This window comes from Paenibacillus sp. FSL R7-0216, assembly GCF_037969915.1.
GTDB classification, from domain to species: Bacteria; Bacillota; Bacilli; order Paenibacillales; family Paenibacillaceae; genus Fontibacillus; species Fontibacillus rhizolycopersici.
This window is the reverse complement of sequence record NZ_CP150222.1, coordinates 4,215,001-4,237,642: the sequence shown is the minus strand read 5'-3', so window position 1 is coordinate 4,237,642 and position 22,642 is coordinate 4,215,001. Positions and strand designations below refer to the sequence as shown.

General features: G+C 54.2%; 25 protein-coding genes (1 of these 25 cut by a window edge). 21 read left to right on the top strand and 4 right to left on the bottom strand.

Going from position 1 to position 22,642, the window contains the following annotated elements; genetic code table 11:
* Positions 1-123: 123 nt before the first annotated feature.
* The 5 genes from MKZ15_RS19540 (at position 124) to MKZ15_RS19520 (ending at position 3,657) form a co-directional block, all read left to right on the top strand.
* On the top strand, positions 124-1,278 hold the full coding sequence (locus MKZ15_RS19540; RefSeq protein WP_155607858.1) for a fused response regulator/phosphatase: 1,155 nt from the start codon (positions 124-126) through the stop codon (positions 1,276-1,278).
* A complete protein-coding gene (locus tag MKZ15_RS19535) occupies positions 1,251-2,018 on the top strand; it encodes an ATP-binding protein (RefSeq protein ID WP_339817465.1) in 768 nt (255 codons plus the stop codon). Before MKZ15_RS19540 ends, MKZ15_RS19535 begins: the two co-directional genes overlap by 28 nt.
* 62 nt (positions 2,019-2,080) lie before the next feature.
* Positions 2,081-2,419, top strand: coding sequence for an STAS domain-containing protein (locus MKZ15_RS19530; RefSeq protein ID WP_155607860.1), 339 nt, complete (start codon positions 2,081-2,083; stop codon positions 2,417-2,419).
* A gap of 18 nt (positions 2,420-2,437) precedes the next feature.
* The gene (gene rsbW / locus MKZ15_RS19525; protein ID WP_193417848.1) at positions 2,438-2,887 is read left to right on the top strand and encodes an anti-sigma B factor RsbW; all 450 of its coding nucleotides are present in this window, start codon (positions 2,438-2,440) and stop codon (positions 2,885-2,887) included.
* The gene (locus MKZ15_RS19520) at positions 2,884-3,657 is read left to right on the top strand and encodes a sigma-70 family RNA polymerase sigma factor (protein ID WP_155607862.1); all 774 of its coding nucleotides are present in this window, start codon (positions 2,884-2,886) and stop codon (positions 3,655-3,657) included. The genes rsbW and MKZ15_RS19520 overlap by 4 nt, the downstream gene beginning before the upstream one ends.
* 45 nt (positions 3,658-3,702) lie before the next feature.
* Here MKZ15_RS19520 and MKZ15_RS19515 read toward each other — a convergent pair whose 3' ends face one another.
* Positions 3,703-3,924, bottom strand: a complete 222-nt coding sequence (locus MKZ15_RS19515; protein WP_193417850.1) for a hypothetical protein — start codon at positions 3,922-3,924, stop codon at positions 3,703-3,705.
* Between the two features lie 174 nt (positions 3,925-4,098).
* On the opposite strand from MKZ15_RS19515, the gene MKZ15_RS19510 reads away from it, so the two are divergent.
* Positions 4,099-5,109 carry an asparaginase gene (locus MKZ15_RS19510; protein ID WP_155607864.1) on the top strand — a complete coding sequence of 337 codons (1,011 nt, stop codon included), beginning with the start codon at positions 4,099-4,101 and terminating at the stop codon, positions 5,107-5,109.
* Between the two features lie 23 nt (positions 5,110-5,132).
* On the opposite strand, the gene MKZ15_RS19505 is transcribed toward MKZ15_RS19510, so the two are convergent.
* Positions 5,133-5,360, bottom strand: coding sequence for a DUF1128 domain-containing protein (locus MKZ15_RS19505; RefSeq protein WP_155607865.1), 228 nt, complete (start codon positions 5,358-5,360; stop codon positions 5,133-5,135).
* Positions 5,361-5,496: 136 nt separating this feature from the next.
* On the opposite strand from MKZ15_RS19505, the gene yyaC reads away from it, so the two are divergent.
* From yyaC to MKZ15_RS19485, 4 genes are all read left to right on the top strand, one after another.
* On the top strand, positions 5,497-6,024 hold the full coding sequence (yyaC, locus tag MKZ15_RS19500) for a spore protease YyaC (RefSeq protein WP_339817458.1): 528 nt from the start codon (positions 5,497-5,499) through the stop codon (positions 6,022-6,024).
* 173 nt (positions 6,025-6,197) lie between these two features.
* Positions 6,198-7,004, top strand: a complete 807-nt coding sequence (locus MKZ15_RS19495) for an alpha/beta hydrolase (protein ID WP_339817455.1) — start codon at positions 6,198-6,200, stop codon at positions 7,002-7,004.
* A 152-nt stretch (positions 7,005-7,156) separates the two neighbouring features.
* Positions 7,157-7,804 carry a DUF6483 family protein gene (locus MKZ15_RS19490; RefSeq protein ID WP_339817453.1) on the top strand — a complete coding sequence of 216 codons (648 nt, stop codon included), beginning with the start codon at positions 7,157-7,159 and terminating at the stop codon, positions 7,802-7,804.
* Between the two features lie 41 nt (positions 7,805-7,845).
* Positions 7,846-9,030, top strand: coding sequence for an SAM-dependent methyltransferase (locus MKZ15_RS19485; protein ID WP_155607869.1), 1,185 nt, complete (start codon positions 7,846-7,848; stop codon positions 9,028-9,030).
* 699 nt (positions 9,031-9,729) lie between these two features.
* Here MKZ15_RS19485 and MKZ15_RS19480 read toward each other — a convergent pair.
* Positions 9,730-9,873, bottom strand: coding sequence for a hypothetical protein (locus MKZ15_RS19480; protein ID WP_339822582.1), 144 nt, complete (start codon positions 9,871-9,873; stop codon positions 9,730-9,732).
* A gap of 130 nt (positions 9,874-10,003) precedes the next feature.
* On the opposite strand from MKZ15_RS19480, the gene MKZ15_RS19475 reads away from it, so the two are divergent.
* On the top strand, positions 10,004-11,581 hold the full coding sequence (locus MKZ15_RS19475) for an O-antigen ligase family protein (protein WP_339822528.1): 1,578 nt from the start codon (positions 10,004-10,006) through the stop codon (positions 11,579-11,581).
* 71 nt (positions 11,582-11,652) lie between these two features.
* Here MKZ15_RS19475 and MKZ15_RS19470 read toward each other — a convergent pair whose 3' ends face one another.
* Positions 11,653-11,964 (bottom strand): dehydrogenase, encoded by a 312-nt coding sequence (locus tag MKZ15_RS19470; protein ID WP_155608881.1) that lies wholly within the window; start codon positions 11,962-11,964, stop codon positions 11,653-11,655.
* Between the two features lie 172 nt (positions 11,965-12,136).
* Here MKZ15_RS19470 and MKZ15_RS19465 point away from each other — a divergent pair, with 172 nt between their 5' ends.
* The 10 genes from MKZ15_RS19465 to MKZ15_RS19420 all read left to right on the top strand — a co-directional run.
* Positions 12,137-12,748, top strand: a complete 612-nt coding sequence (locus tag MKZ15_RS19465; RefSeq protein WP_193419137.1) for a DedA family protein — start codon at positions 12,137-12,139, stop codon at positions 12,746-12,748.
* 124 nt (positions 12,749-12,872) lie between these two features.
* Positions 12,873-13,502, top strand: coding sequence for an MBL fold metallo-hydrolase (locus MKZ15_RS19460; RefSeq protein ID WP_339817448.1), 630 nt, complete (start codon positions 12,873-12,875; stop codon positions 13,500-13,502).
* A 370-nt stretch (positions 13,503-13,872) separates the two neighbouring features.
* The gene (locus MKZ15_RS19455; RefSeq protein WP_339817447.1) at positions 13,873-14,256 is read left to right on the top strand and encodes an ATPase; all 384 of its coding nucleotides are present in this window, start codon (positions 13,873-13,875) and stop codon (positions 14,254-14,256) included.
* 163 nt (positions 14,257-14,419) lie between these two features.
* Positions 14,420-14,707: an Asp-tRNA(Asn)/Glu-tRNA(Gln) amidotransferase subunit GatC gene (gatC, locus tag MKZ15_RS19450; RefSeq protein WP_155608878.1), complete on the top strand. Its 288-nt coding sequence runs from the start codon at positions 14,420-14,422 to the stop codon at positions 14,705-14,707.
* Positions 14,708-14,774: 67 nt separating this feature from the next.
* Positions 14,775-16,229, top strand: a complete 1,455-nt coding sequence (gene gatA, locus MKZ15_RS19445) for an Asp-tRNA(Asn)/Glu-tRNA(Gln) amidotransferase subunit GatA (protein ID WP_213623781.1) — start codon at positions 14,775-14,777, stop codon at positions 16,227-16,229.
* Between the two features lie 33 nt (positions 16,230-16,262).
* On the top strand, positions 16,263-17,702 hold the full coding sequence (gene gatB / locus MKZ15_RS19440; RefSeq protein WP_193419139.1) for an Asp-tRNA(Asn)/Glu-tRNA(Gln) amidotransferase subunit GatB: 1,440 nt from the start codon (positions 16,263-16,265) through the stop codon (positions 17,700-17,702).
* A 64-nt stretch (positions 17,703-17,766) separates the two neighbouring features.
* Positions 17,767-18,231, top strand: a complete 465-nt coding sequence (locus tag MKZ15_RS19435; protein WP_193419140.1) for a GNAT family N-acetyltransferase — start codon at positions 17,767-17,769, stop codon at positions 18,229-18,231.
* 176 nt (positions 18,232-18,407) lie between these two features.
* On the top strand, positions 18,408-20,225 hold the full coding sequence (locus MKZ15_RS19430) for a DUF4097 family beta strand repeat-containing protein (protein WP_193419141.1): 1,818 nt from the start codon (positions 18,408-18,410) through the stop codon (positions 20,223-20,225).
* A gap of 144 nt (positions 20,226-20,369) precedes the next feature.
* A complete protein-coding gene (gene perR / locus MKZ15_RS19425) occupies positions 20,370-20,798 on the top strand; it encodes a peroxide-responsive transcriptional repressor PerR (protein ID WP_155608874.1) in 429 nt (142 codons plus the stop codon).
* Between the two features lie 138 nt (positions 20,799-20,936).
* Positions 20,937-22,642 carry the 5' portion of a glycosyl hydrolase family 18 protein gene (locus MKZ15_RS19420; RefSeq protein ID WP_336244924.1) on the top strand. It continues 28 nt past the right edge of the window, so the window shows 1,706 of its 1,734 coding nt (coding positions 1-1,706); it begins with the start codon at positions 20,937-20,939; its stop codon lies beyond the right edge, outside the window.

Sequence of the window (22,642 nt, the reverse complement as noted above, 5' to 3'; positions counted from 1 at the left end):
TTTGATTAGGCAGGGTAATGTTTATAGAATTAAGTCTAAAGGAACGGGGAAAGCGCCCCGTTCTTTCTTTTATCGCTGCATTATACATAACTCATTGTCCAAGCTCATACTAAGGAGATTAACATGAGAATATTGATCGTTGACGACAATCCGACAAACACCATAATCATTCGTGAAATCTTGAAGAAGGAAAATTACCGGAATACCGTTGCGGTCACTTCAGCACGGGACATGTTTGAGAGGCTTGGGGTAAAGGATTTCGATACGGTTGAGGAAAGCGGTCCGTCTGATGTTGATTTGATTCTGCTTGATATTATGATGCCGGAGATGGACGGAATCCAAGCTTGCCGGATCTTGCAGCGCTCTGAACATTTGAGGGAGATTCCGATCATTGTAGTCACGGCGGTAGGGGACTCCAACAAGCTGGCGGAAGCGCTGGATGCCGGAGCCGTCGATTATGTGACGAAACCGATTAACAAGGTCGAGCTGATGGCGCGAATCCGGCTGGCTCTGAGACTTAAGCTGGAGAAGGATTGGCACCGTAACCGGGATCAACGAATCCAGGAAGAATTAAAGCTGGCATCGCTTGTCCAAAATGCGGTTCTTAGTTCTCCAATCCGCGATCCGGAAGTCGAAATCGATGCCATTTACAAGCCTTCCTATGAGCTGGCAGGAGACTTATATTCCTGGTATTCTCTAGGCGAGGGTAAATATGCGGTTATTTTGCTTGATATGATGGGTCACGGCATATCCTCGGCCTTATTCTGCATGTTCATCTCCTCCGTTCTGAAAGACACCGTTCATACTTATGTGGAGCCCGAGAAAGTAATCCAGGAGCTGAATCGGCGGTTCATCCAGCTGCATATCGAGAGCAAGCTGATTCAATATTATTTCACTGCCATTTATCTTGTCGTGGATACCCGGCGTAAAAAAATCGATTACGTGAACGCCGGACACCCTCCAGCCATGCTGTTCACGGGGAACGGACAAGCTGTTCGCCTCGATAAGATAGGGCCTCCTGTAGGCTTGTTTGACGGCATTGAAACCGATCCGCAGACGCTGCATTATGAAGGTCCGGGCCATTTGGTCCTCTACACCGACGGACTGATTGACGTGCAGGAGGAATCGGCGGAAGCGAGGCAGGCATGGCTGGAGGAACAGCTAAATACCGGCAGTCATGACTTCGACCGCGAGGCAATGAGCCGGTTGTTCCTTGATGAAACCGTACCGCGGAAAAGGGAAGACGATAAATGCATGGTATGGATATCGTTGAAATGAAGGATGCAAGTGGCAGCGAACAAGCTAAACGGGATTTTCTGGCGATGGTGGGCCATGAAATTCGTACACCGCTGAACGGAGTGTTCGTGCTGAGCGAGTTGCTGCTAGAGACAGAGTTGACCGACGAGCAGAAGAAGTACGTTGGTTTGATCTACCATAATGCGCACGCCTTATTGTCGATGTTTGATGATATCCTTGATTTTAGTCAGCTGGGACAAGAGAAGGTGGGTCTGGAGATAACGCCGTTTGCGCTACGGGAATCGATGCGGGATATCCTTGCCTTGTTCCAACAAGAGATCGTCGCCAAGCGGTTGGAGCTGTACTTCGCAGTTGATGAGCAGATTCCGGATCTTCTCTATGGCGATATTCGGCGTCTGCGCAAAGTGATGATTCATTTGCTGGCCAATGCCGTCAAATTTACCGATCAAGGAAGAATCGGTCTCATCGTAAGCTCAAAGCATGCCGAAAGTGGAATGATCCGTTTGAGTTTTACGATCAGCGATACAGGGATCGGTATTCCCGCGGACAAGATGTCCTTTTTGTTTGAACCATTCACACAGCTTGACTCCACGATGACGAGGAGATATGGCGGTCTCGGTCTGGGACTGGCTATTTGCCAGAAGTTAGTAAGTCAGTTGGGCGGCGAACTTCAGACGAAGCCGTTGATAGAGAGCGGTACGATATTCACTTTTTCGGTTACACTTTGGAGCCGTGCCCCCGGCGAGGGCAAATCACTTTGATTCAGCGGCGGACAAGCTGGGTTATGTTGTTATAAGAAAACCTATTCCAGGGAGAGTATTTCATGAATACGAGAAAAAGCTTGAAATTTTCCACCACGACACAACTGGAGAATGGAATTTGTACCGTATCCTTGCGCGGCGAGCTGGACTTGTCCGTAGCTCCCGACTTTCGTAAGGTGATGGACCCGCTAGTAGGCAAAGATGACGCGGATTTAGTCTTGAATCTGAAGGAATTGAAGTACATCGATAGCACCGGGATTGGAATTTTTCTGTCCATCTTGAAAGCGAGACAAGGGATGAGCTCAAGGTTTTACGTGCGGGAAGTACCGGATCATATCCGGAAGTTATTTGAAATGACCGGGATAGCTAAGTTTTTCGCGGAGCAGGAGAACTCCCAATAAGGAAAGGATCGAGAATTAATGATAGAGGAAGTAGAGAGAATCGTCATCAGCCTTCCGGCTACAGCGGAATATGTGGATATAGTTAGGTTGAATCTATACGGCGTAGCCTCGAAAATGGGATTTTCGTACGAGGAAATTGAAGATATGAAGGTGGCGGTGTCGGAAGCCTGCAACAATTCCGTGTTGTATGCGTACCGGAAGGAAGTTGGAAAAATGGAGATCACGTTCGAGGTATTGACGGATGCTTTGTCGATTACGGTCAGAGATGAAGGGGAGAGCTTTGAACCGTGGGGGCAGGCGGGTCACGTTACGCTGCACGAGAAAGAGTTGAGCGAGGCTCCAATCGGAGGACTAGGCTTCTATCTGATGCAGGCGTTAATGGATGACGTCAGCGTCGAGACGCAAGCCGGAAAAGGAACGAAGGTCATGTTGGTCCGCCGGCTTCAGAAGAGCGAGGAGAAGGTATGACCGACCGAACGGCTCCCCAAGAGTCATTCCACGAATCGACTCGATTGATTCGGCTGTACCAGCAAACCAAAGATAATGAAATCGCCACCCGGTTAATACGCAAATACGATCCGATGGTGAAAATGGCCGCCGGCAAAATTGCCCGCAATCGGCCGGATTTGTATGAGGACTTGTACCAGGTGGGCGAAATGGCGCTGGTTCGTTTGCTTCAACAGTACGACAGTGAGTTAGGCATTCCGTTTGAGCCCTATGCGATGAAAAGCATGATCGGGCATATGAAAAATTATCTGCGCGACAAATCCTGGTATATTCAAGTACCGCGAAGAATTAAGGAAAAGGGAGCGCTGGTCCAGCAGGCGATCGATGAGCTTACCGTCAAACTGGAGCGGTCCCCTGACATCAAGGAGATCGCGGAATATCTGGAGCTCTCGGTCGAAGAAACCGTCGAGGTGCTGGCTGGACGAGAATGTTATCACTACGTGTCCTTGGACTCGCCGCTATCACCGGACGAAAGCGCCGCAACGCTAGGTGAGATGATCAGCACGGATGCCGACGATTACGATGCGGTGGAGAATCGGATGGATTTGCAGCAAGCGCTGAGTCAATTGAAAACGCAGGAACAGCAGGTTCTCCTGATGGCTTTTCAAGATGGACAATCCCAACGGACGATCGCTCAGAAGCTGGGAATGTCTCAAATGAGCGTATCCCGGATCCAGAAACGGGCAACCGAGAAGCTTAAGCAGATTATGGATCATATGAACACGACTTAGAAGCGTTGCCTATGGAATTTGAGGCAACGCTTTTTTGTAAACAGCCTATTGCTCCGGATCGGACAACAAGCCACTTTGCTTTAGATCCTCTTGGCTCGTTTTCATAGCCTCCATGTCATCACCTAGTTGAATCAAGTCCTCCATGTCATTCACCATGGATCCGTTTTCGGCTTCGTCAATGTCTTTATGCTCGGGATATTCACCGGCTTGGGCAGCCCGGATTTGTTTGGAGACATACTGCTCCTGCTGGTCTTCGGGTTGGGTCATAAAGGGTTTTGCCTCCTCTTCGTTCGCTTCTGAACCACAGATAGTTTGCGCAGATAACCTCGCTTCGTATACCGGCGATACGCCAAGAAGACGTGCGGGAGGGTCTATAGCCAGCGGGCTTTCACTGTACTATACTGTGTAGGAATGGAACCGGATTAAGGAGAGAACGATGAGATGAACAACAATGAAGCGTTACTGGTGAATGAATATCGCGGGGGGTTGCTGGAATGCGCCCACTATGGTCATATCTGTATCATTGATGAACAAGCAAGGATTGCCGGGCGGGCTGGGAATCCCCATGCTACTGTATTTACCCGCTCTTCGGCTAAACCGATTCAGGCGCTTCCGGGCATCCGCGCAGGGATCATAGGGGCTTATGGATTAACGGACGAGGAGATCGCCATCATGACCGCTTCTCACCGGGCCGAGGAGGTGCATGTTGGTACGCTGGAGAGCCTGTTGAGTAAGACGGGACTCGCCGAGGAGAGGCTGGTATGCGCCCCAAGCCTTCCGCTGGACGAGACGGCCAAGGAGCGGCTGCTGCGTCAGGGTGGAGCACATCGCCGGATTTATCATAATTGCTCGGGTAAACATTTAGGCGTTCTGGCCTACTGCAAAATGATGGGATATCCGCTGGACAGCTATAATCACCCCGATCACCCGGTCCAACGTGAAATTTTGGCGACACTGGCCGGCTTGGCTGGGATTCCCGAGGCCCAAATCTCGCTGGGAACGGATGGCTGCGGCTTCCCTGTTTTTGCGCTGCCGTTATCCGCTTTGGCGACCGCCTATTTGAAGCTGGCTTGTCCGGATCTAATTGGGGATACGGCTACAGCCGAGGCGGCCAAGGTCATTACCGAAGCGATGAATCGCCATCCCCTGCTTGTAGCTGGCACCGGACGTATCGACTCCATCTTGCTGAGCGACCCGAATATCGTCGCCAAAGGCGGGTTCAAAGGGGTTTACGCGTTTGCTTTGCGTCGCGAGCGCGTAGGTGTGACGTTTAAGATTCAGGATGGTTCCGAAGAGGAGTGGGGAATGATCGCGTTGTCCGTGCTGGAGCAGTTAGGGTACGAAAACGAGGAAACGCTGCGAAAGTTGCGCGAAGCGTTCCCGTCTTCGATCTTGAACGATGAGGGCTGGCAGGTAGGTCAAGCTGAAACGGTCTTTCGGTTGGAACCTTAACCGACGCTCAGGCAGCATCGGCCTTAGGCTTTACCGCGTAGTCTCCCGAGCTCTTGGGCAAGGGCTTCGACTTCAGAGATGCTTAACCGCTCTTTGCTCATGACAATGTCATAAACATCGCGGATATCGTCATATTGGTTAACGTGGAACGCGGACGCCGACATCGCCGCTCCTGAGGCCATTTTCAGCTTACTCTTGATTGCTTCGATCATGTATTCAATATTTTCTTGGTTTTTCGTGGATAGATCCATGCCTTATTCATCCTTCCGGTTTATGGGTTATTAACTATTGTATCATGAGGGATGCAGGTTCATGAAGTTTTGCGATCGGCCGTCCGGATGCGTTACAATCAGGGTACGGAATACCGGGAGGGAGCGTGTCAAGGTCATGCAGGAACAGGAAGAATGGCCGGCGGCGGGCTTGAACCGAAGGAAGCTGAGCGGCGTAGAACTGGAAGTTTTTTTTGCAGGCATTCGCGCCCGGCATATCCGTGATGTCGTTACTTTTCTATGTATCGGTACGGATCGGTCTACGGGAGACGCGTTAGGTCCGCTTGTAGGAACCAAGTTGACAGACTTGGGGTTTGGACAAGTGATCGGGACGCTTCGCGAGCCTTGTGACGCGACGAATCTGGAGCGGCGCATGGCCGAGATTCCCGAAGGTCGCGTAATCATCGCCATCGATGCCTGCCTAGGCATGTCGGATTCAGTTGGGTATTATCTGGTATCCGGCCAGCCGCTGCAACCGGCCCAATCCGTCGGGGCGAGCCTGCCGGAGGTAGGGCACTACAGCATCGCGGCCGTCGTCAACGTCAAAGGCCCAAAACCTTATTGGACGTTGCAGATGACCTCCCTTTACAAGGTCATGCAGATGGCCGATGAAATCGCGGGCGCCGCGGCTTCAGCGTTTGTGTGAGAAGGTTGGATGAAGCTAGGGAGTGAGTAGCGGAGCGTAGACAGATCTACGTGAGCAACGGAAGTCCCGGGTGAATTCAAGATTCGATGCCGATTTCCTTCAATGAGCTGCTTCGTGATCCAAAGATGATTTTTTGAACAACCTCTAAAATATGGATGAAAGTGGGTAGCGTTATGGACAAAATAACGGTCAACGGAACAACGATCGCCTATGAACAACAAGGACAGGGCGAAACGGTAGTTTTGCTGCACGGCTTCTGCGGCAGCTCCGCTTACTGGGAGAAAGTTCAGCCGCTGCTTGCCGAACAATATCAGGTCATTGCCCCTGACCTTCGGGGCCACGGGGCCACTGCTGCGCCGATGGGCGCGTATACGATCGATCAAATGGCGGACGATGTCGCCGGTCTCATGGAAGCCTTAGGCGTTTCCAAATATACGCTCTTGGGCCATTCAATGGGCGGTTATGCCGCTTTGTCATTGGCTCAGCGTTATACATCGCGCTTGAACGCTTTCGGATTGATCCATTCTACGGGATTCCCGGACAGCGAGGAAGCGAAGGAGAAACGGCTTCAGGCCGTTTCACAGATACGATCCGAAGGGATCACCCACTTTGTGGATGGTCTGGTACCTGGGCTGTTCTCTCCGGAAAATGTCACCAAGCTGGTACCTGAAGTGGATCGCGTGAAAGAAATTGGTTACAAAACGCCGCCTCAAGGGGCTACGGGGGCTGCGCTGGCGATGCGCGAGCGGCCCGATCGCCGGGACGTGATGGCGGATACGCCGCTGCCGCTGCTGCTAGTTGCTGGCGAAAGCGACGCCGTCGTACCGATGGCGCGGCTGTTTACCACCGAAGGCCCTAACGTCACGAAGGCCGTCATTAAGGGTGCAGGACACATGAGCATGTATGAAGCGCCTGAGCAGCTGGCTGCTGTCATCGCCGATTTTTTGCGCAGCGTGACGGAAGAGAAGCGAGAAGCGTGAAAAATAGCGTGATTGCACAACGTTTCGCCTCTTCAACGAAGTCGAATTGATGCCAAAGAACCGGAGCTTCCATCTGAACTCCGGTTTTCGGCTTTTATTTTGACCGATGGGGAGAGGGAGGGGCAAGGTCACGTGATGAAAGGGGGAGAACCATGCTGCGAAGGGATTACCTGGTCAGGATGATCGAGGAAATGACCGAAGTATTGGGGAAAGTGTTTATGCTGAAGCAGCAGAAAAAGAAGGTTGAGGCGTTATGGGCCCTCGACGAGCTGTTTAAAGGGCAGTTTCGCTTGAGTTCTCAGCTGCTGGAGAACCTGTCCGCTCAAGACATTGTGCGTCTGTTTCAGACCGGCGGCGAGGTGGAGGCGGACAAGCTGCAGAGCTTGGCCCGGCTGCTTAAAGAAGAGGGCGATCTGTACGAGACCTCCGGCGAATCGGATGAAGGAGCTTTGCGATGGCTAAAATCACTGCATCTGTACTTGACTGCCGCGCTGCATGGTGCGGAGCGCTCCCTCTGGGACATCTCCGCCGCCATTTCCGAGCTGCAATCTCTACTTAAATCCTATCGGCTGCCGCCAGATACCGAATGGCTTGTGCTGCACTGGGAGGAAACCGAAGGCAGGTTCGACCAGGCCGAGAATGCCCTCTATCGTTTGTTGGAGGAGGGCCATGCGACTAAAGAGGACGCGGCTGGATTCTATGAGAGGCTGCTGACACTTTCGCCCGACACCCTTTCGGCCGGCGGTTTGCCGATCGAGGAAGTCGAGGAGGGGCTTGCGGAAGTGAAGGTTCGTTTTTAAATCATAACTACTCCTATGCAGAAAGGCAGCTGTTAAACGAAATGGAATCACTGCACAAACTCGCGAACGAACTGGCGCAACAGGGTACCCTCATCACGGCAACGATCAGTGGCCGCCGCAAAACGGGAGAAACGGACTACAGCAAGGTGCAGATCAAGCCGGTCGAAATCAAAAAAAGCCTGCACTATCAATTTGCTTACCATTATTCGAACAAGGTGCTGCATCAGAATATTCCGTCCACTGCATTAGCGGACGAGTTAACGAAGCTGTTTGAGGAGACGTTCCGACAAGGGCTGATTTGTACGGCGGACGCCGATTATCAGGTGTTGATCAGCAAGAAGTTCAAGGTGACGATCCTGAAAAAAGCGCCGTCTCGCAAACCGCTGGGGACGTTGACCCATAACCGGAAGAAGCAGTACGTGCTGGAGGAAGGAACCGCAGTTCCGTTTCTGGTGGAACTTGGCATTATGAATGCGGAAGGTAAGGTACTCGCCAAAAAATACGATAAATTCAAGCAGATCAATCGTTTTCTCGAAATGGTTCAGGACGTTCTTCCTCATTTGCCGGAGGGCCGCCCGCTGACCATTGTCGATTTTGGCTGCGGCAAGTCCTATTTGACGTTTGCGTTGTATCATTACTTGGCGGTGCAACAGCAAAGAAAACTGAATGTGGTCGGACTTGACTTGAAGGCGGACGTCATCGAGCATTGCAGCGGGTTAGCTCGCAAGCTAAAGTATGACGATTTACGGTTCCTCGTCGGCGATATTGCCGATTACGACGAACTAAGCGCAGTCGACATGGTAGTTACGCTTCATGCCTGCGACACGGCAACCGATGCCGCGCTGGAGAAAGCAGTCCGCTGGGGAGCTTCGGTCATTTTATCCGTTCCGTGCTGTCAGCATGAGCTGTTTAACCAGGTGCAAAACGAGGTATTGCAGCCGCTGCTGGGACATGGCATCCTGAAGGAGCGTTTTTCCGCGCTTGCAACCGATGCGATTCGGGCCAAGCTGCTGGATGTGATGGGCTACAAAACTCAGCTGCTGGAGTTCATCGATATGGAGCATACGCCGAAAAACATCCTGATCCGTGCCGTCAAATCGGCCGGCGGGAATAGGGCGGAGCTCTGGCGGGAGTATACGGGGTTCCGCGATTTTTTACGCGTCGATCCGTACCTGGAGCGGGCCTGCCGCGACCTGCTGCCGTTGGCGACAGGGGAGGAAAAATGATATAGAGTAAACCGGTCGGGGGATACCTGACCGGTTTTTTTTGGCGTTAGCCGGTAGGGATCGCCGACGTGGAGCTCTAAAGGGGGATGAACTGCAAAAATGCAGTTATTATCGGGCGATGGAGCTTGAAACGAGGCTTGAACTGTAAAAGTACAGTTTATTTTGCGCGATCACAAAGAAATCGCTCTTTTTATCGGAAATAGACTGCACTTTTGCAGTTGTTTTCGAAAAGTGACCCCCAAAACCGGGAAATAACTGTACTTTTACATTTGCTTAAGCGTGCTGCTCGTAACCTCAGAGAATACCCTGCCTTAAACTTGCCAATGAATGGAGTAAAGTGGCTTGTTCGAAGAGGAAAGGTGGAGTGGAGGTGGTGAAGCAGCAGTGGACTTGGGGAGTAACGGTGGCGGTTTGGCTGAGCGCCGTATGGGTTTGCTTGAATCAGGGTCTGTATTGGACGGATCGTCCGGGAGCCCTGCTGCTGGTCTCCGGCTCGCTGGCCGCCGGAGCGGTGGCTGCGGGAGGATGGGCGATCACGCGAGGGGGAGGCTGCAGCGCAAAGGCAAGCCTTAAACTTCAGTCAGTTGCCGGCTCGTTAGGGGTGGAGCCGGCGGCTCGATATATCCTGGCATTGTCCGCCGGCCCTATGGTCATTGCGGCGTCATACGGAGTGCGGCTCGCCGCAGGTCCGCTGTCCGTTCAGTCCACGCTGGAGGCGATACGGCTGTGGGCATTTCTAGGTGGATTTGGTGCGGTGTCAGCTTCGTTGGCGGCGATCTCCCTGCGCGGCCGCCGCGCTCTGGAGGCGGGCTGGCTGCTGATCGGCAGCCTGTTAACCCTCACCGCGCTAGCCGCCGTTTACGGCGTGCTGCCGTTGCCGGGAGCGATTTTACGCACCGCAGATCCGGCCGTTTCGGCGACCGGTGCCCGGCTCGGCGGGCTGCTCCAGTACCCGAACGCCTTCGGCGCGGTGATGGCGGCGTTCCTGCTGGAGCGGCTGATGCGGCTTGCGAGGATGGAGCGGGCCGCTTTTACGCGCGAAGGCGGCTGGCGCGGCCAGCGGGCGGGGGCCCTCGCCCTGCTGTTTGCCCTTGGCCTGCTGCTGAGCGAGTCGCGCGGGGCGCTCGCCGCCGCGTTGGCCGGCTGGGCCGCAGGCCTCGCGCTGCTGCGCGGCCCCGAGCGGCGGCGCTACGTCCGGCACAGCGCCGTCTTCGCCGGCGCGGCCGCCGTGCTGGCGCGCGGGCTCGCGGCCGCGCAGCTCGCCCCGGCGCCGGGGGCCGGCGCGCTCGCGCTCGCCGCGGTGCTGGCCGCGGCGCTGCTCGCGTCCGCGCTCGTCGCCGGCGCCCTGCCGCGCTCGCGCCCGCCCGCCGCGGGTCTGCGCCGCGCGGCCTGCGCCTGCGGCGGAGCGGCGCTGCTGCTCGCGGCGCCGCTGGCCGCGCTGCCGGAGTCCGCCGGTTTCCTCGGGCGGGGGTTCCGCCCGGAAACGGCGTCCGCCCGCGCGGCGATGTACGCCGATGCCGCCGCGCTGCTCCGGCGGTCGCCGTGGCTCGGCCAAGGCGGAGATACGTGGCGCCACGCGTTCCGCAGCATCCAAAGCCTGCCTTACGTCGGCAGCGAGGTGCATAGCGGATACCTGGACCTGGCGCTCGATCTGGGCCTGATTGGCCTCTCCTTCGTCTTGCTCTGGCTGGGGGTGCTGGCCATCCCCCTGCTGCGGGCACGCAGCGCCCTGCTCCCACCTTACCTCGCGCTGCTGCTGCATAGCGCCGTTGACTTCGACCTCAGCTACGGTCTTGTCTGGCTGCTGCTGCTTTCGGCGGCGGCCATAGGGATCGCCGAGGCCCGCGAAGATCGCCTTCGCTTTCCGCCTAGGCCAACCTTGGCAAGCGGGGGGCCACTGCCCGACGCTGCTTGGTTCCTCCCCTGGCTTGTCCGCGGCGCATTTGCCGTGGTCGCCGCCATGCTTCTCCTGCTTAGCGTGTCCGGATACCGCGAAGCCGAGAGCCAGCGGCTGCACCGCCAAGCATTAGCCTTACCGCCCCAGGCGAACCGGGAGGCGGCCGAGCTGCTTCAGCGCTCGCTGGCTCTCTCCCCGTACCGTACCGCGGCGCGGTTGGCATTGGCGGAACGCTCCGCACCACAGGAGGCTGCCTCGCTCCTGCGGGCCGGCCTCCGTTACGAACCGGAGTGCTCCGAGCTGTGGCTGGCTCTGGGCCGGGCACTGGCCCGGGAAGGTGACCCCGCAGCCGCAGAGGCGCTGCGGCGAAGCGTGGAGCTGGACCGGTTCGACCGGGTCAAGCAAACGACGGCTTTGCGCGAGCTATCGCAGCTTGCGCAAAGCCTGCAAGCAAGCGGCCATCTGCGGCAGGCTGAAACCGCCGCATCGGCTGGCGCCGACCTGTACGCGGACTACTCGCGTTTGGCTGAAGCCGTTGCTGGCGCTCCCACTTCACGAAACGACCGAGCGTTCTTGTTAACGGAGGAAGCCATGGAGTTAGGCCGGCAACTGCAGCAGCAATCTCATCCTTTAACGAGAAACGCCTTGAAGTAGGTATCCGCGCCTTTTTACATCCAAGCTCGCGGAGCGGCATTCCCGCCAGTCAAGTCCGTTCGCTTTGCAGCTTATCCTCCGAACGCCGCGCGGAAGGCTGAGGACAACGTTTCTTGATCGACCTCCCACAGCTCGGCGAGCTCGGCGCTGACGGCCTCATCCCACCAGTCCGCCAACAGCTTGCGGTTGCTGATGTTTTCGCCGATCCATAACAGGTTGCCGATCACTTTCTTGTAATACAAGGCTTCGCCTTGCTTAATTCGCTCCTCGGGAATATAAATGCCGAGCCGCTTCACTGTCCGGTACAGCTCTTTGCTGCAGCTGCGGCGGATCTTGCGCGGGGTCGGGAGGGAAGTCCGATGTTTTGCCGGGAAGTTGGACATGGTTTAAAGTCGCCTCCTTTTTGCTCCAGCATATGCGGGCGGATTCCCCGGAGTCACCAGGGAGCAGGGTGAAGTAGAACGCATGTCCCCGGCTATGATAGAATAGACTGAGATTAGTGGGAGATTTTGCAGTCCCTCGGGACGGAAAGCTAACGGGAAAGAGGACGAAGCTGTGGATTGGATATCGAATTTAGTAGGCGTATTATTGGATTGGGTGCAGCAATTGGGCTATTTCGGCATTATGCTGGGACTGATGATCGAGATCATCCCCAGCGAAATCGTGCTGGCTTACGGCGGTTATCTCGTGCATATGGGAGAGATCAACTTTATCGGGGCCGTCTTCTTCGGTACGGTTGGCGGCGTGATCGCTCAGTTGTTTATCTACTGGATCGGGCGCTATGGCGGCAGGCCGATTTTGGAGAAGTACGGGAAGTATATTTTGATTCAGAAGAAGCATATCGACGTGTCCGAAGCCTGGTTTCTGAAATACGGGCCCGGGGTGATTTTTACCGCGCGGTTTATTCCGGTGGCGCGGCATGCGATATCCATTCCTGCAGGGATGGCCAAAATGCCGGTCGGCAAGTTCCTGCTATTGACGACCTTGGCGGTGATTCCGTGGTCGGTGTTGTTCGTATACTTGGGGATGCTGCTCGGCGAGCAGTGGCAACACATTGATGAGAAGGCCGGGCCTTATGTCATGCCGATTCTGTTAGGCGCTTTGGCACTATTGATCGTGTACCTTATCGTCAAAACCTTCGGGAGCCGGAAGAAAGGCGACGCTTAAGCTGGGCCGCTTCCGCTTGCTGACAAACTGGACGGGCTGGCTGCTGATAGAACTTACGAGGGAGGATACGGAGTAGGCGAAGCTGCCGTCATCGGACGGTGTGCGCTTATTTCGAGTGATAAACATGATGCTGAATATCGAAAGCTTTACATTAGGACCCCTGCAAACTAATGCCTATTTGTTGCGGGGAGAAGACGAAGGCCGGGCGGTGATTATCGATCCCGGCACGAACCCGGGACCCTTGCTGCGCAGAATCGAGGGCTTGGAGATCGAGGCCATTTTGCTTACGCATGCCCATTTTGACCACATCGGAGGCGTGGATCAGATCCGTAAAGCCAAGAATTGTCCGGTCTATGTGCATCCGCTGGAAAGCGACTGGCTCACGACACCCAAACTGAACGGCTCACTGATGTGGCCGGAGGTCGGACCGCCTATCACAACGGACCCGGCGGAATACGATCTAGCCGAGGGGCAGAAGCTCCGATTGATTGGGCACGAGTTCACCGTATATCATACGCCGGGCCATTCCCCCGGCAGCGTCAGCTTTCTGTGCGGAGACGACCTATTCTCCGGTGACGTGCTGTTCCGACTTGGCGTCGGGCGCACGGACTTGCCGGGAGGCCGCGAGGCGGACCTGTACAATTCGATTCGCGGGAAGCTGTACCGGATGAAGGATGAAGTGAAGGTCTATCCCGGCCACGGGCCTAGAACGACGATCGGCTTTGAACGGGCGAATAATCCGTATGTTTCCTAGGAACGGATGTCCATTCTTCGACTTGTCGTTAAACGAAATAAAATCGACGAAAAAGTACAAAAATAGTGGACAAAAGTGCAACCCTTTGATAGGATGTACTTATTAAAACATTGTAACTTCTGCGAAGCACGCAAGCTGAGGAATTTTCCCGGTTTGCGTTCTTTTTTGTCTTGTCCTGCGGGACGACGCTGAAGCGGGAGTTTCCGCGAAACGGGATGTACACCTCCCACCCGAAGTGCATACGCTATTTCACAACCAGGATTCCGGTCAAGAACTTGACCTGACTCCGACTCTTTTAGTAGGATGATATAAAGCAATACAAGTTTATGAGAGTTAAGCAACCAAAATAAATAACTCAGGGAGGTAGACGATGCTTCAGTTGGGAGAAAAAATCGTTATCGTCGGTGATGCTTTTGAGCAGAATCTTCCTGTTGGGGAATATGGCTACGTGATTGCTTACGACCGCAATCCGGACAATGCTTTCGATTATGTCATTCGGTCTCCGAAGACGGGGCGGAATTACTTCGTTCCTCAGAGCGATATAGAATCCGAAAATCGGCTGATCGAGCAAGAGGCGGAGCGCGCGACACAGGAAGCTTTGATCGACTACGCGCTGGCGACGCATAATGAGAAGCTGTTTCGGCAAATCATGAACGGCGAAGACAGCGAAGCAGACGAGCAGCAGGAACCAACAAAGGAAGTAATGTCCCAAGCGGAGTTCATTAAACAAGTGAACCTGCGGGCATGGATATAAGAAGGGGAGGGAGTCGGCATGCGGCCGGCTCTTTTTCTTTCCTTCCTTTCCGCTTTAACGGATTGAATTGAACCGGATTCTACAATATAATTTTATTCAATTGTACAAGCATGGTAGAATGTACGAATAGTGTGGGAACGCATCACTAAAGGAGGCATCAAGCATGAGTATCCAGACGAAGGATGTTGAACATGTGGCGAAGCTGGCCCGCTTGCACCTGACTGATGAAGAGCGGGAGATGTTCACGGAGCAATTAAATGCGATTTTACAATACGCCGAGAAATTAAATGAATTAAATACGGACGATATCGCGCCAACGACACATGTACTCCATTTAAGCAACGTCATGCGCGCGGACGAAGTGAAGGAAAGCCTGCCGCCGGAGAAGGTGTTCCGCAATGCGCCGGACGAAGAGGACGGGCAGTTTAAGGTTCCGGCTGTACTGGAATAGGATTTTCGTCTCTAGGACCAACTGATTGATTAGAAATCACTAGGATTCATAAAGGAGGAAGCTTAGATTGGCGCTTTTTGATATGCGTTTGCAGGAGATACATAATCGGCTTCACAGCAAGGAGTTGTCCGTATCCGATTTGGTTAGCGAAGCCTTCGCCAACATTCGGGAATACGACGGGAAGATCGGTGCCTATTTGACGTTAAATGAAGAGGGAGCCCGTGCAGAGGCATCCCGTCTGGACGCGAAGCTGGCGAAGGGTGAAGCTCGCGGTTTATTGTTTGGTCTGCCCGTTGGCGTGAAGGACAATATGGTGACCGAGGGGTTGCTGACGACGTGCGGAAGCCAATTTTTGAAAAACTATGATCCGATTTATGACGCTACGGTCGTCACGAAGCTGAAGGAAGCGGAAGCGGTCACGATCGGCAAGCTGAATATGGACGAGTTCGCCATGGGCGGCTCCAACGAGAATTCCAGCTTCCATCCCGTACGTAACCCTTGGGATGTAAGCCGCGTTCCGGGCGGTTCCAGCGGCGGTTCGGCAGCAGCGGTCGCTGCGGGCGAGGCCTTCTTCACGCTCGGTTCCGATACCGGCGGTTCGATTCGCCAGCCCGCGTCGTATTGCGGCGTGGTGGGTCTTAAGCCAACCTACGGCCGGGTATCGCGCTACGGGCTCGTGGCGTTTGCTTCTTCTCTGGACCAGATCGGGCCGATTACCAAGAACGTCGAGGATGCCGCTTACGTCCTGCAGGCGATCGCCGGCCACGATCCGAAGGATTCTACCTCCGCTGACGTGGGGGTGCCGGATTATTTGAGCGCCCTCACCGGCGACATTTCCGGACTGCGCATTGCCGTACCCAAGGAATATTTAGATGGCGTTGACCCTCAGGTCAAGGCTTCCGTGATGGAGGCTTTGCGTATGCTTGAAAGCCTAGGCGCGGTATGGGAAGAAGTGTCATTGCCGCATACGGAATACGCGGTGGCTGCCTACTATTTGCTGGCATCTTCGGAGGCTTCGTCCAACCTGTCGCGTTTCGACGGCGTTCGTTACGGCGTTCGCGCCGACCATGCCGGCAGCCTGCTGGACCTGTACTACGATTCGCGCAGCCAGGGATTCGGCCCGGAAGTGAAACGCCGGATCATGCTCGGTACTTACGCCCTCAGCTCGGGTTATTACGATGCCTACTATTTAAAGGCGCAAAAGGTCAGAACGCTGATCAAACAGGATTTCGATCAAACTTTTGCCAACTATGACGTGATTATCGGACCAACAGCGCCAACCACCGCGTTCCCACTGGGATCGCAGGTTGACGATCCGCTCACGATGTATTTAAACGATATTTTGACGATTCCGGTGAGCTTGGCCGGGGTTCCAGCCGTCAGCGTGCCTTGCGGATTTGCCGAAGGTCTGCCGGTTGGGCTGCAAATCATCGGCAAGCCGTTTGATGAAAGCACGATTTTACGCGTAGCTCACGCCTTTGAAGCGTCAACGGATCATCACAAGCAACGTCCCGCCTTGTAGGTTCCATATCAATGTTTTGCAGGAGGATAGGCCATGTCAACATCCAAATATGAAACGGTGATCGGGCTGGAGGTGCATGTGGAGCTGCATACGAAAACGAAAATTTTCTGCGGCTGCTCCACCGAGTTCGGCGCTCCGCCCAACACGCATACCTGCCCGGTTTGCCTAGGGCATCCCGGCGTATTACCGGTGCTGAATCGCCAAGCCGTCGACTACGCGATGAAAGCGGCGATGGCGCTGAATTGCGAAATCGGCGATATTAGCAAATTTGACCGGAAGAATTATTTTTACCCCGATTCGCCGAAAGCGTATCAAATTTCCCAATACGATCAGCCGATTGGCTTGAACGGATACATTGACATTGAAGTGGATGGGAAAACGAAACGGATCGGGATCACTCGTCTTCACCTGGAGGAGGACGCTGGCAAGCTGACGCACGTGGATGGCGGCTATGCTTCGCTGGTGGACTTTAACCGTGTCGGTACGCCATTGGTTGAAATCGTCTCTGAACCGGATATTTCCTCGCCGGAAGAAGCGCGGGCCTATCTGGAGAAGCTCCGGGCGATCATGTTGTATTGCGACGTTTCCGACGTCAAAATGGAAGAAGGCTCAATGCGCTGCGACGCCAACATCAGCTTGCGGCCGCAGGGGCAGAAGGAGTTCGGTACACGGGCCGAGCTCAAGAATATGAACTCGTTCCGCGGCGTGGTTCGCGGATTGGAGTATGAACAACTTCGCCAGGGCGAGATTTTGGACGAGGGCGGAGAAGTTGTGCAGGAGACGCGGCGCTGGGACGAAACCCAAGGCAAGACTTTCTCCATGCGCGGCAAAGAAGAAGCGCATGATTATCGCTACTTCCCGGATCCTGATCTAGTTACTCTGCATATCGACCAGGCGTGGAAAGATCGGATCCGCGCGTCGATTCCGGAGCTCCCGGATGCCCGGAAGGCCCGCTACACATCGGAATACGGCTTGCCGGAGTACGATGCCGGCGTCATTACGTCGTCCAAAGCGCTGGCGGATCTATTCGAAAGCAGCCTTGCGTATACGAAAGACGCCAAAGCGGTATCGAACTGGATCATGGGCGATCTGCTGGGTTACCTGAACAGCAATTCGCTGGAACTGTCCGACGTGAAGCTCACCGGTCAAGGTCTCGGCGAGATGATTGGCCTTCTGGAGAAAGGCACGATCAGCTCCAAGATCGCCAAAACGGTGTTCAAAGAGATGCTGCAAAGCGGCAAGCTCCCTCAGCAGATCGTTGAAGAGCAAGGGCTTGTGCAAATCAGTGACGAAGGCGCGATTTTGGCAATTGTCCAAGAAGTCGTGGCGAACAACCCTGCTTCCGTAGAAGATTACAAAGCCGGCAAGGAGAAAGCGATCGGCTTCCTCGTTGGTCAAGTTATGAAGCAAAGCAAAGGGAAAGCCAACCCGGGGTTGGTCAACAAGCTGTTGGTGGAAGTATTGAAGGGCTAGGACGCCTGCTGCTTTCGGGGCGAGCCGAAGATAGGTTGATAGCCATTCCGAGGGGGAAGAGCGTGTGATCAAGCCGTTGTCGCTGAAGGACACCGATCTCGTGGAACAGCTGTGGGGTTTGCAGCATGCGGCTTACCGGCTGGAGGCTAAGGCCGTAGGTCTGACGGAAACGCCGCCCCTGCCGGATACGTTTGATTCCATCCGCACGAGCAGCGATCATTTTATCGGAGAACTGTCAGAGGACGGCGAGCTGCTGGGCGCTATTGCGGTTCGCGATGAATCGCCCGGAATTCTCGAGATCACCCGCTTGATGGTTCACCCTAATCATTTGCGCCAGGGAATCGGGGGCAAATTGCTGGAGTACGTCCTTGCAAACCACTCTGACAAGCAAGGATTTACCGTTACAGCCAGCACGCTGAACGCCCCTGCGGTAGCGTTATATCGTAAGTTCGGCTTTAGATCAATCCGTCAAATAGGCTCCGCCGCAGGCGTTGAGCTGACCCTATTTCGGTTGGATCTGTCTAAGTGATCATGCACGCTTTCGAACCCCGGTTTCCGGGTTTGAAGGCGTGTTTTTTTTGAAAAAGTGGGGGGGATCCCTCTGGTCCAGTTCATTCCACGTTACAGATGAAGTTTATTTCGGTTATGATGAAGAGAACGGGATATCCGCGCAGATAAAACCTAACGATAGAAAGGGGTGGGGAGATGACGCCGGATATGCTGCCATTAGGCGAGCCGTCAAACCAGGTGCGAACCAAAGGGTACCAGCCCCGGCGACGCAAGCGCAAGCTGGTAGCCTGCCTGCTATCCGCCCTGCTACCGGGTTTGGGGCATTTGTATTTGCGTCTTTATTTACGCGGCCTTTGCTTTATGTATTTCGTATTGATTGATGCCTCAGCGTTGATATATTTCTCTTCGGTTCGCACGGCCATCAACGTACCGCTGCTGATCTGGCTGGGCTTGCTGATTCCCGCAGCGTACTTCTTCAGCATTTATGATGTTCTTCAATCAACCGATGCACATAATGCCCGTCTGCGAAAGGAGCTCGAGGTGAGCTCAGCCCCCTTTACGGATACGCCGTCCAGCCGAAACGTCAAGCAGGGCCTCGGAGCCGGTGTACTTCTGATCGGCGGCGGAGCCGTCTTGTTTATGTTTCGGGTGAAGCCCTTTTGGCTTCAGCTTCTAGTGCAAAATGCCGGGGCTTACCTGGTCTCATTCGCGTTGGCGCTGGCGGCGCTTTTGCTGATCTTGCGTGAATTGAAGCGCGCGTTTTTACGGTCGGGACGCTTTACGGCAGCCGCGCTGTTAATGGCAATAGCAGTCATTCTTCTGCGCGATGCGATGACAGGACGGGATGAGATGCGGTTGCTCATCAAATGGTGGCCATTGGTGTTCGTTTTATGGGGAATCGAGCATATTTTGATATTAGCTTGGAACCCTATGAAAAAAACGCTAGCCAAACGCCGGCCGCATGTAGACGTCAAAGGACTGCTGTTATCTATGTTTATGGCCTTCTCCGTATTTGCGATTACGCAGCAGGATCAATATATGCATGTATGGAACCGGGTCAGCCTGGATCTGACGGCGGCGGGGGCGGAGTACAGTGCAGAGGAGGGTTATCGAGTCGAAAAACCTCAACTGGACATCCCCATTGATCTGGATACCGAGCGGATTGTCGTTGACGGGATGAACGGGGATATCGAGGTCCGTAAAGCGGAGATCGATCACATTATCGTTCGCTATACGGTTTGGATCGACCAGTTAGGTACGGAAGATGCCCGTAAAATCGCGGCCGTGACATCCGTCGAAGCCAAGGAAGGCAAAACGCTGGGCTTATCCGTTAAGGACAAGGCTTATGGCGAGACCGGCCGCCGCCACCCGCGCGTGAATCTAACTCTAATCGTACCGGAGAACCGGTTTCTGGATCTGGACATCACCACCTCAAGCGGTGGGATCACCCTGACCGGAGTTCAGACGATGAAGCAGGCGAAATTGCAAACCGGAAATGGGGATTTGCGGTTATGGGACGTGATTGGGGACGTATCGGCCAAGACGCTGAACGGGGACGTGGAGCTGTACCGAATCTTTGGCGAGGCTCAAGTCGATACGCAAGGCGGCAACATTAAAGGACGGGGGATCACCGGTAAGGCTTCCCTGTCCACCTTGGTAGGTGATATTACGCTGACGGAAGCTCAGGACGGAATTCAAGCGCGCACGAAAAACGGTAATATCCGACTGGATGGCGTTCCCCTGGGGCTGCATGCGGAATCGCTAAACGGCAAGATCTATATTACCTCCCGCCTGATCGGCGGCGATTGGGATGTGTATAGCGCGGTCGGCGAACTCCGGCTGGAGCTTCCGGAGGAAGGGAATTACGAACTGGAAGGTTCCAGCGGGTATGGCGATATTTTCACCGAGCTGCCTTTTGCGGTTGAGAACAAGGAAATTCATGGTACGGTCGGAAACGGCGATTACAAGCTCAAGATAGACGGCAACAGCGATCTATATGTGAATAAAAGCTGAACACCAGTAAAATCAGGCGATGACCCGGCTCTTTGCCGTTGATCTTGCGTTGACAAAAGTTTTGACCTAAACGTACAATAATCTTGCGAGCTATTTTAGCATAACTATTAATTAGGAATGAGCATTTAGAAGGCGGTGGACGAGATGACAACGCGCGTACAGCACGCCCTGGACCAACTGAAGAACAATGGTGTCCGCATTACGCCGCAGCGTCACGCCATACTTACGTATCTGATGGAATCGATGAGCCATCCGACCGCAGACGAGATTTACCGGTCCTTGGAGCCCCGCTTCCCGAACATGAGCGTAGCTACGGTATACAACAATTTGAAGATGCTGATTGAAGCCGGCATGGTCCGGGAGTTGACATACGGGGACAATTCGAGCCGATTTGATGCTGACGTGTCCAATCATTATCATGTAATTTGCGAGAAATGCGGAAAAATTGAGGACTTCATGTACCCGTCCTTGGAGGACGTGGAGCGTAAAGCGGCAGAGGCAACCGGTTTTGAAATTCACGGACACCGGCTGGAGTTGCATGGGGTATGCAGCGAGTGCCGCATCGAACATTAAACGTAACGATCCTGCGAGAATATTAGAAGACGTGCGGAATTCCTTCGGAGTTCTACACGTTTTTATTTTTATGGTAACTTTCTGCACGATTCATAAGTTATTATTAGTAGACAGAGATTTAGATACGGAGGGTTGTCCTTGAGAAGCAGAAAAGACATGTATCGCAAAAAAAGGCGCGGCGGGGGCAAAACCAAATGGTTCTTCGGACTGATCCTTATTATAGCGGGATTGTATTGGGCTCAATCGGTATGGCTGCCGAATCGCGAGCATGTCGACCCTGAATGGTTGGGCCGTGTGGAGAAGCCGATATTTTCTGGCGGGCAATGGCTGGACGGAACCGGGATCGGATCGGGAGATAGCCTGAAGCTCCCGCTTCCGATCATTCAACAGGTGATTGAGCCAACGATCCGTTATGAGGAAGATACGAAATCGGTTATTTTGACGACGCCGCGGAAATTGGTCTTGCTCAAAGCGGACGAGAAGATCGCCAAAATTAACAATAAGCCGACTGAGCTACGATTTGCTCCTGAGGAAAAAGACGGCATTCTCTATCTACCTGCTCATCTGCTTCAGGAATTGTACGGGGCCGAGGTTCAAGAGGATGCTTCCACTGGCGCGGTGCTGTTGTACCGGGCAGGAGAGAGTCTCATGCCGGCTGCAGTAAATACCGGCTCCGGCAAGAAGGATGGCACCATTCCGCTGCGGACCGGGCCAAGCATTCATGAACCCATCCTGGCCGATATGAAGGATGAAACCAAACTGCGGATTCTACAGGCTCCGGATGATGAATGGTATTATGTTCAGCTGGATAATGGGTATACCGGATACGTTCGACAGAAAAATGTGGTGACAGGGGAGAAACGTTTCGTCCCCGAGTTAAAGCAGGAGTTGTCCGCGGCCAAACAGAAATGGCAATCCAAAACGGTCAACATGACCTGGGAGGCGGTGTACCAGGTGGCTCCGAAACCGTCATCCATTGGTAAGTTGCCGGGTGTGAACGTCGTCAGCCCCACCTGGTTTTCGCTGGTGGACGGCGCTGGCAATGTACGGAGTAAGGCGGACAGCGTTTATGTAAAATGGGCTCATGGCCAAGGGAAGCAGGTCTGGGGATTGTTCAGTAACAGTTTTGAGCCGGATTTGACTTCCAAGGCATTGTCTAGTTTCGAGAATCGTCTGACGACCATAATGCAAATGCTTCATTACGCGAAAATTTACGATTTGGACGGCATTAACATCGACTATGAAAATGTTTATACCAAAGATGGGGACAATCTAACCCAATTCATGCGCGAGCTTCGCCCTTTGGCGGAGGAGCAGGGGTTGATCGTTTCGATCGACGTGACTCCGAAGTCGAACAGCGAGATGTGGTCGGCGTTTTTGGACCGCCGAGCCTTGGGAGAAGTGGTGGATTACCTCGTTGTGATGGCTTACGATGAGCATTGGGCGGCCAGTCCGGTAGCCGGCTCCGTCGCTTCATTGCCGTGGGTACGTTCGTCGATAACCCGAATTCTGGAAGAGGACGGCGTGCCGCCAAGCAAACTGATCCTGGGCATCCCGCTCTACACGCGGATTTGGACGGAAACCCAGAAGGACGGCAAAACCGAAGTCGACTCCAAAGCGATTGGGATGGATAAAGCCCAGCAAATCATTGCCGAGAAGAAATTGAAGCCGCGCTTTTCCGAAGAGACCGGTCAGAATTATGTGGAATACGAAGATAAGGAAGGACGGCACCGGATCTGGCTGGAGGATGCGGAATCGTTGCAACGTCGTGTGGAATTGGCTAAATCGCTGAAGCTGGCAGGCATTGCCACCTGGACTCGCAGCTTTGCTTCCGATAACGCATG

What these genes read in the sequence shown, in the direction of transcription:
- MKZ15_RS19485 (WP_155607869.1), top strand. Translation starts at nt 7,846, where the DNA reads ATGGAATCACTGCACAAACTCGCGAACGAACTGGCGCAACAGGGTACC.
- gatB (WP_193419139.1), top strand. Translation starts at nt 16,263, where the DNA reads ATGTCAACATCCAAATATGAAACGGTGATCGGGCTGGAGGTGCATGTG.
- rsbW (WP_193417848.1), top strand. Translation starts at nt 2,438, where the DNA reads ATGATAGAGGAAGTAGAGAGAATCGTCATCAGCCTTCCGGCTACAGCG.
- yyaC (WP_339817458.1), top strand. Translation starts at nt 5,497, where the DNA reads ATGCAGGAACAGGAAGAATGGCCGGCGGCGGGCTTGAACCGAAGGAAG.
- MKZ15_RS19490 (WP_339817453.1), top strand. Translation starts at nt 7,157, where the DNA reads ATGCTGCGAAGGGATTACCTGGTCAGGATGATCGAGGAAATGACCGAA.
- MKZ15_RS19470 (WP_155608881.1), bottom strand. Translation starts at nt 11,964, where the DNA reads ATGTCCAACTTCCCGGCAAAACATCGGACTTCCCTCCCGACCCCGCGC.
- MKZ15_RS19475 (WP_339822528.1), top strand. Translation starts at nt 10,004, where the DNA reads ATGGCGGCGTTCCTGCTGGAGCGGCTGATGCGGCTTGCGAGGATGGAG.
- MKZ15_RS19535 (WP_339817465.1), top strand. Translation starts at nt 1,251, where the DNA reads ATGCATGGTATGGATATCGTTGAAATGAAGGATGCAAGTGGCAGCGAA.
- MKZ15_RS19430 (WP_193419141.1), top strand. Translation starts at nt 18,408, where the DNA reads ATGACGCCGGATATGCTGCCATTAGGCGAGCCGTCAAACCAGGTGCGA.
- MKZ15_RS19510 (WP_155607864.1), top strand. Translation starts at nt 4,099, where the DNA reads ATGAACAACAATGAAGCGTTACTGGTGAATGAATATCGCGGGGGGTTG.
- MKZ15_RS19505 (WP_155607865.1), bottom strand. Translation starts at nt 5,360, where the DNA reads ATGGATCTATCCACGAAAAACCAAGAAAATATTGAATACATGATCGAA.
- MKZ15_RS19540 (WP_155607858.1), top strand. Translation starts at nt 124, where the DNA reads ATGAGAATATTGATCGTTGACGACAATCCGACAAACACCATAATCATT.
- MKZ15_RS19495 (WP_339817455.1), top strand. Translation starts at nt 6,198, where the DNA reads ATGGACAAAATAACGGTCAACGGAACAACGATCGCCTATGAACAACAA.
- perR (WP_155608874.1), top strand. Translation starts at nt 20,370, where the DNA reads ATGACAACGCGCGTACAGCACGCCCTGGACCAACTGAAGAACAATGGT.
- MKZ15_RS19530 (WP_155607860.1), top strand. Translation starts at nt 2,081, where the DNA reads ATGAATACGAGAAAAAGCTTGAAATTTTCCACCACGACACAACTGGAG.
- MKZ15_RS19515 (WP_193417850.1), bottom strand. Translation starts at nt 3,924, where the DNA reads ATGACCCAACCCGAAGACCAGCAGGAGCAGTATGTCTCCAAACAAATC.
- MKZ15_RS19520 (WP_155607862.1), top strand. Translation starts at nt 2,884, where the DNA reads ATGACCGACCGAACGGCTCCCCAAGAGTCATTCCACGAATCGACTCGA.
- MKZ15_RS19455 (WP_339817447.1), top strand. Translation starts at nt 13,873, where the DNA reads ATGCTTCAGTTGGGAGAAAAAATCGTTATCGTCGGTGATGCTTTTGAG.
- gatC (WP_155608878.1), top strand. Translation starts at nt 14,420, where the DNA reads ATGAGTATCCAGACGAAGGATGTTGAACATGTGGCGAAGCTGGCCCGC.
- MKZ15_RS19460 (WP_339817448.1), top strand. Translation starts at nt 12,873, where the DNA reads ATGATGCTGAATATCGAAAGCTTTACATTAGGACCCCTGCAAACTAAT.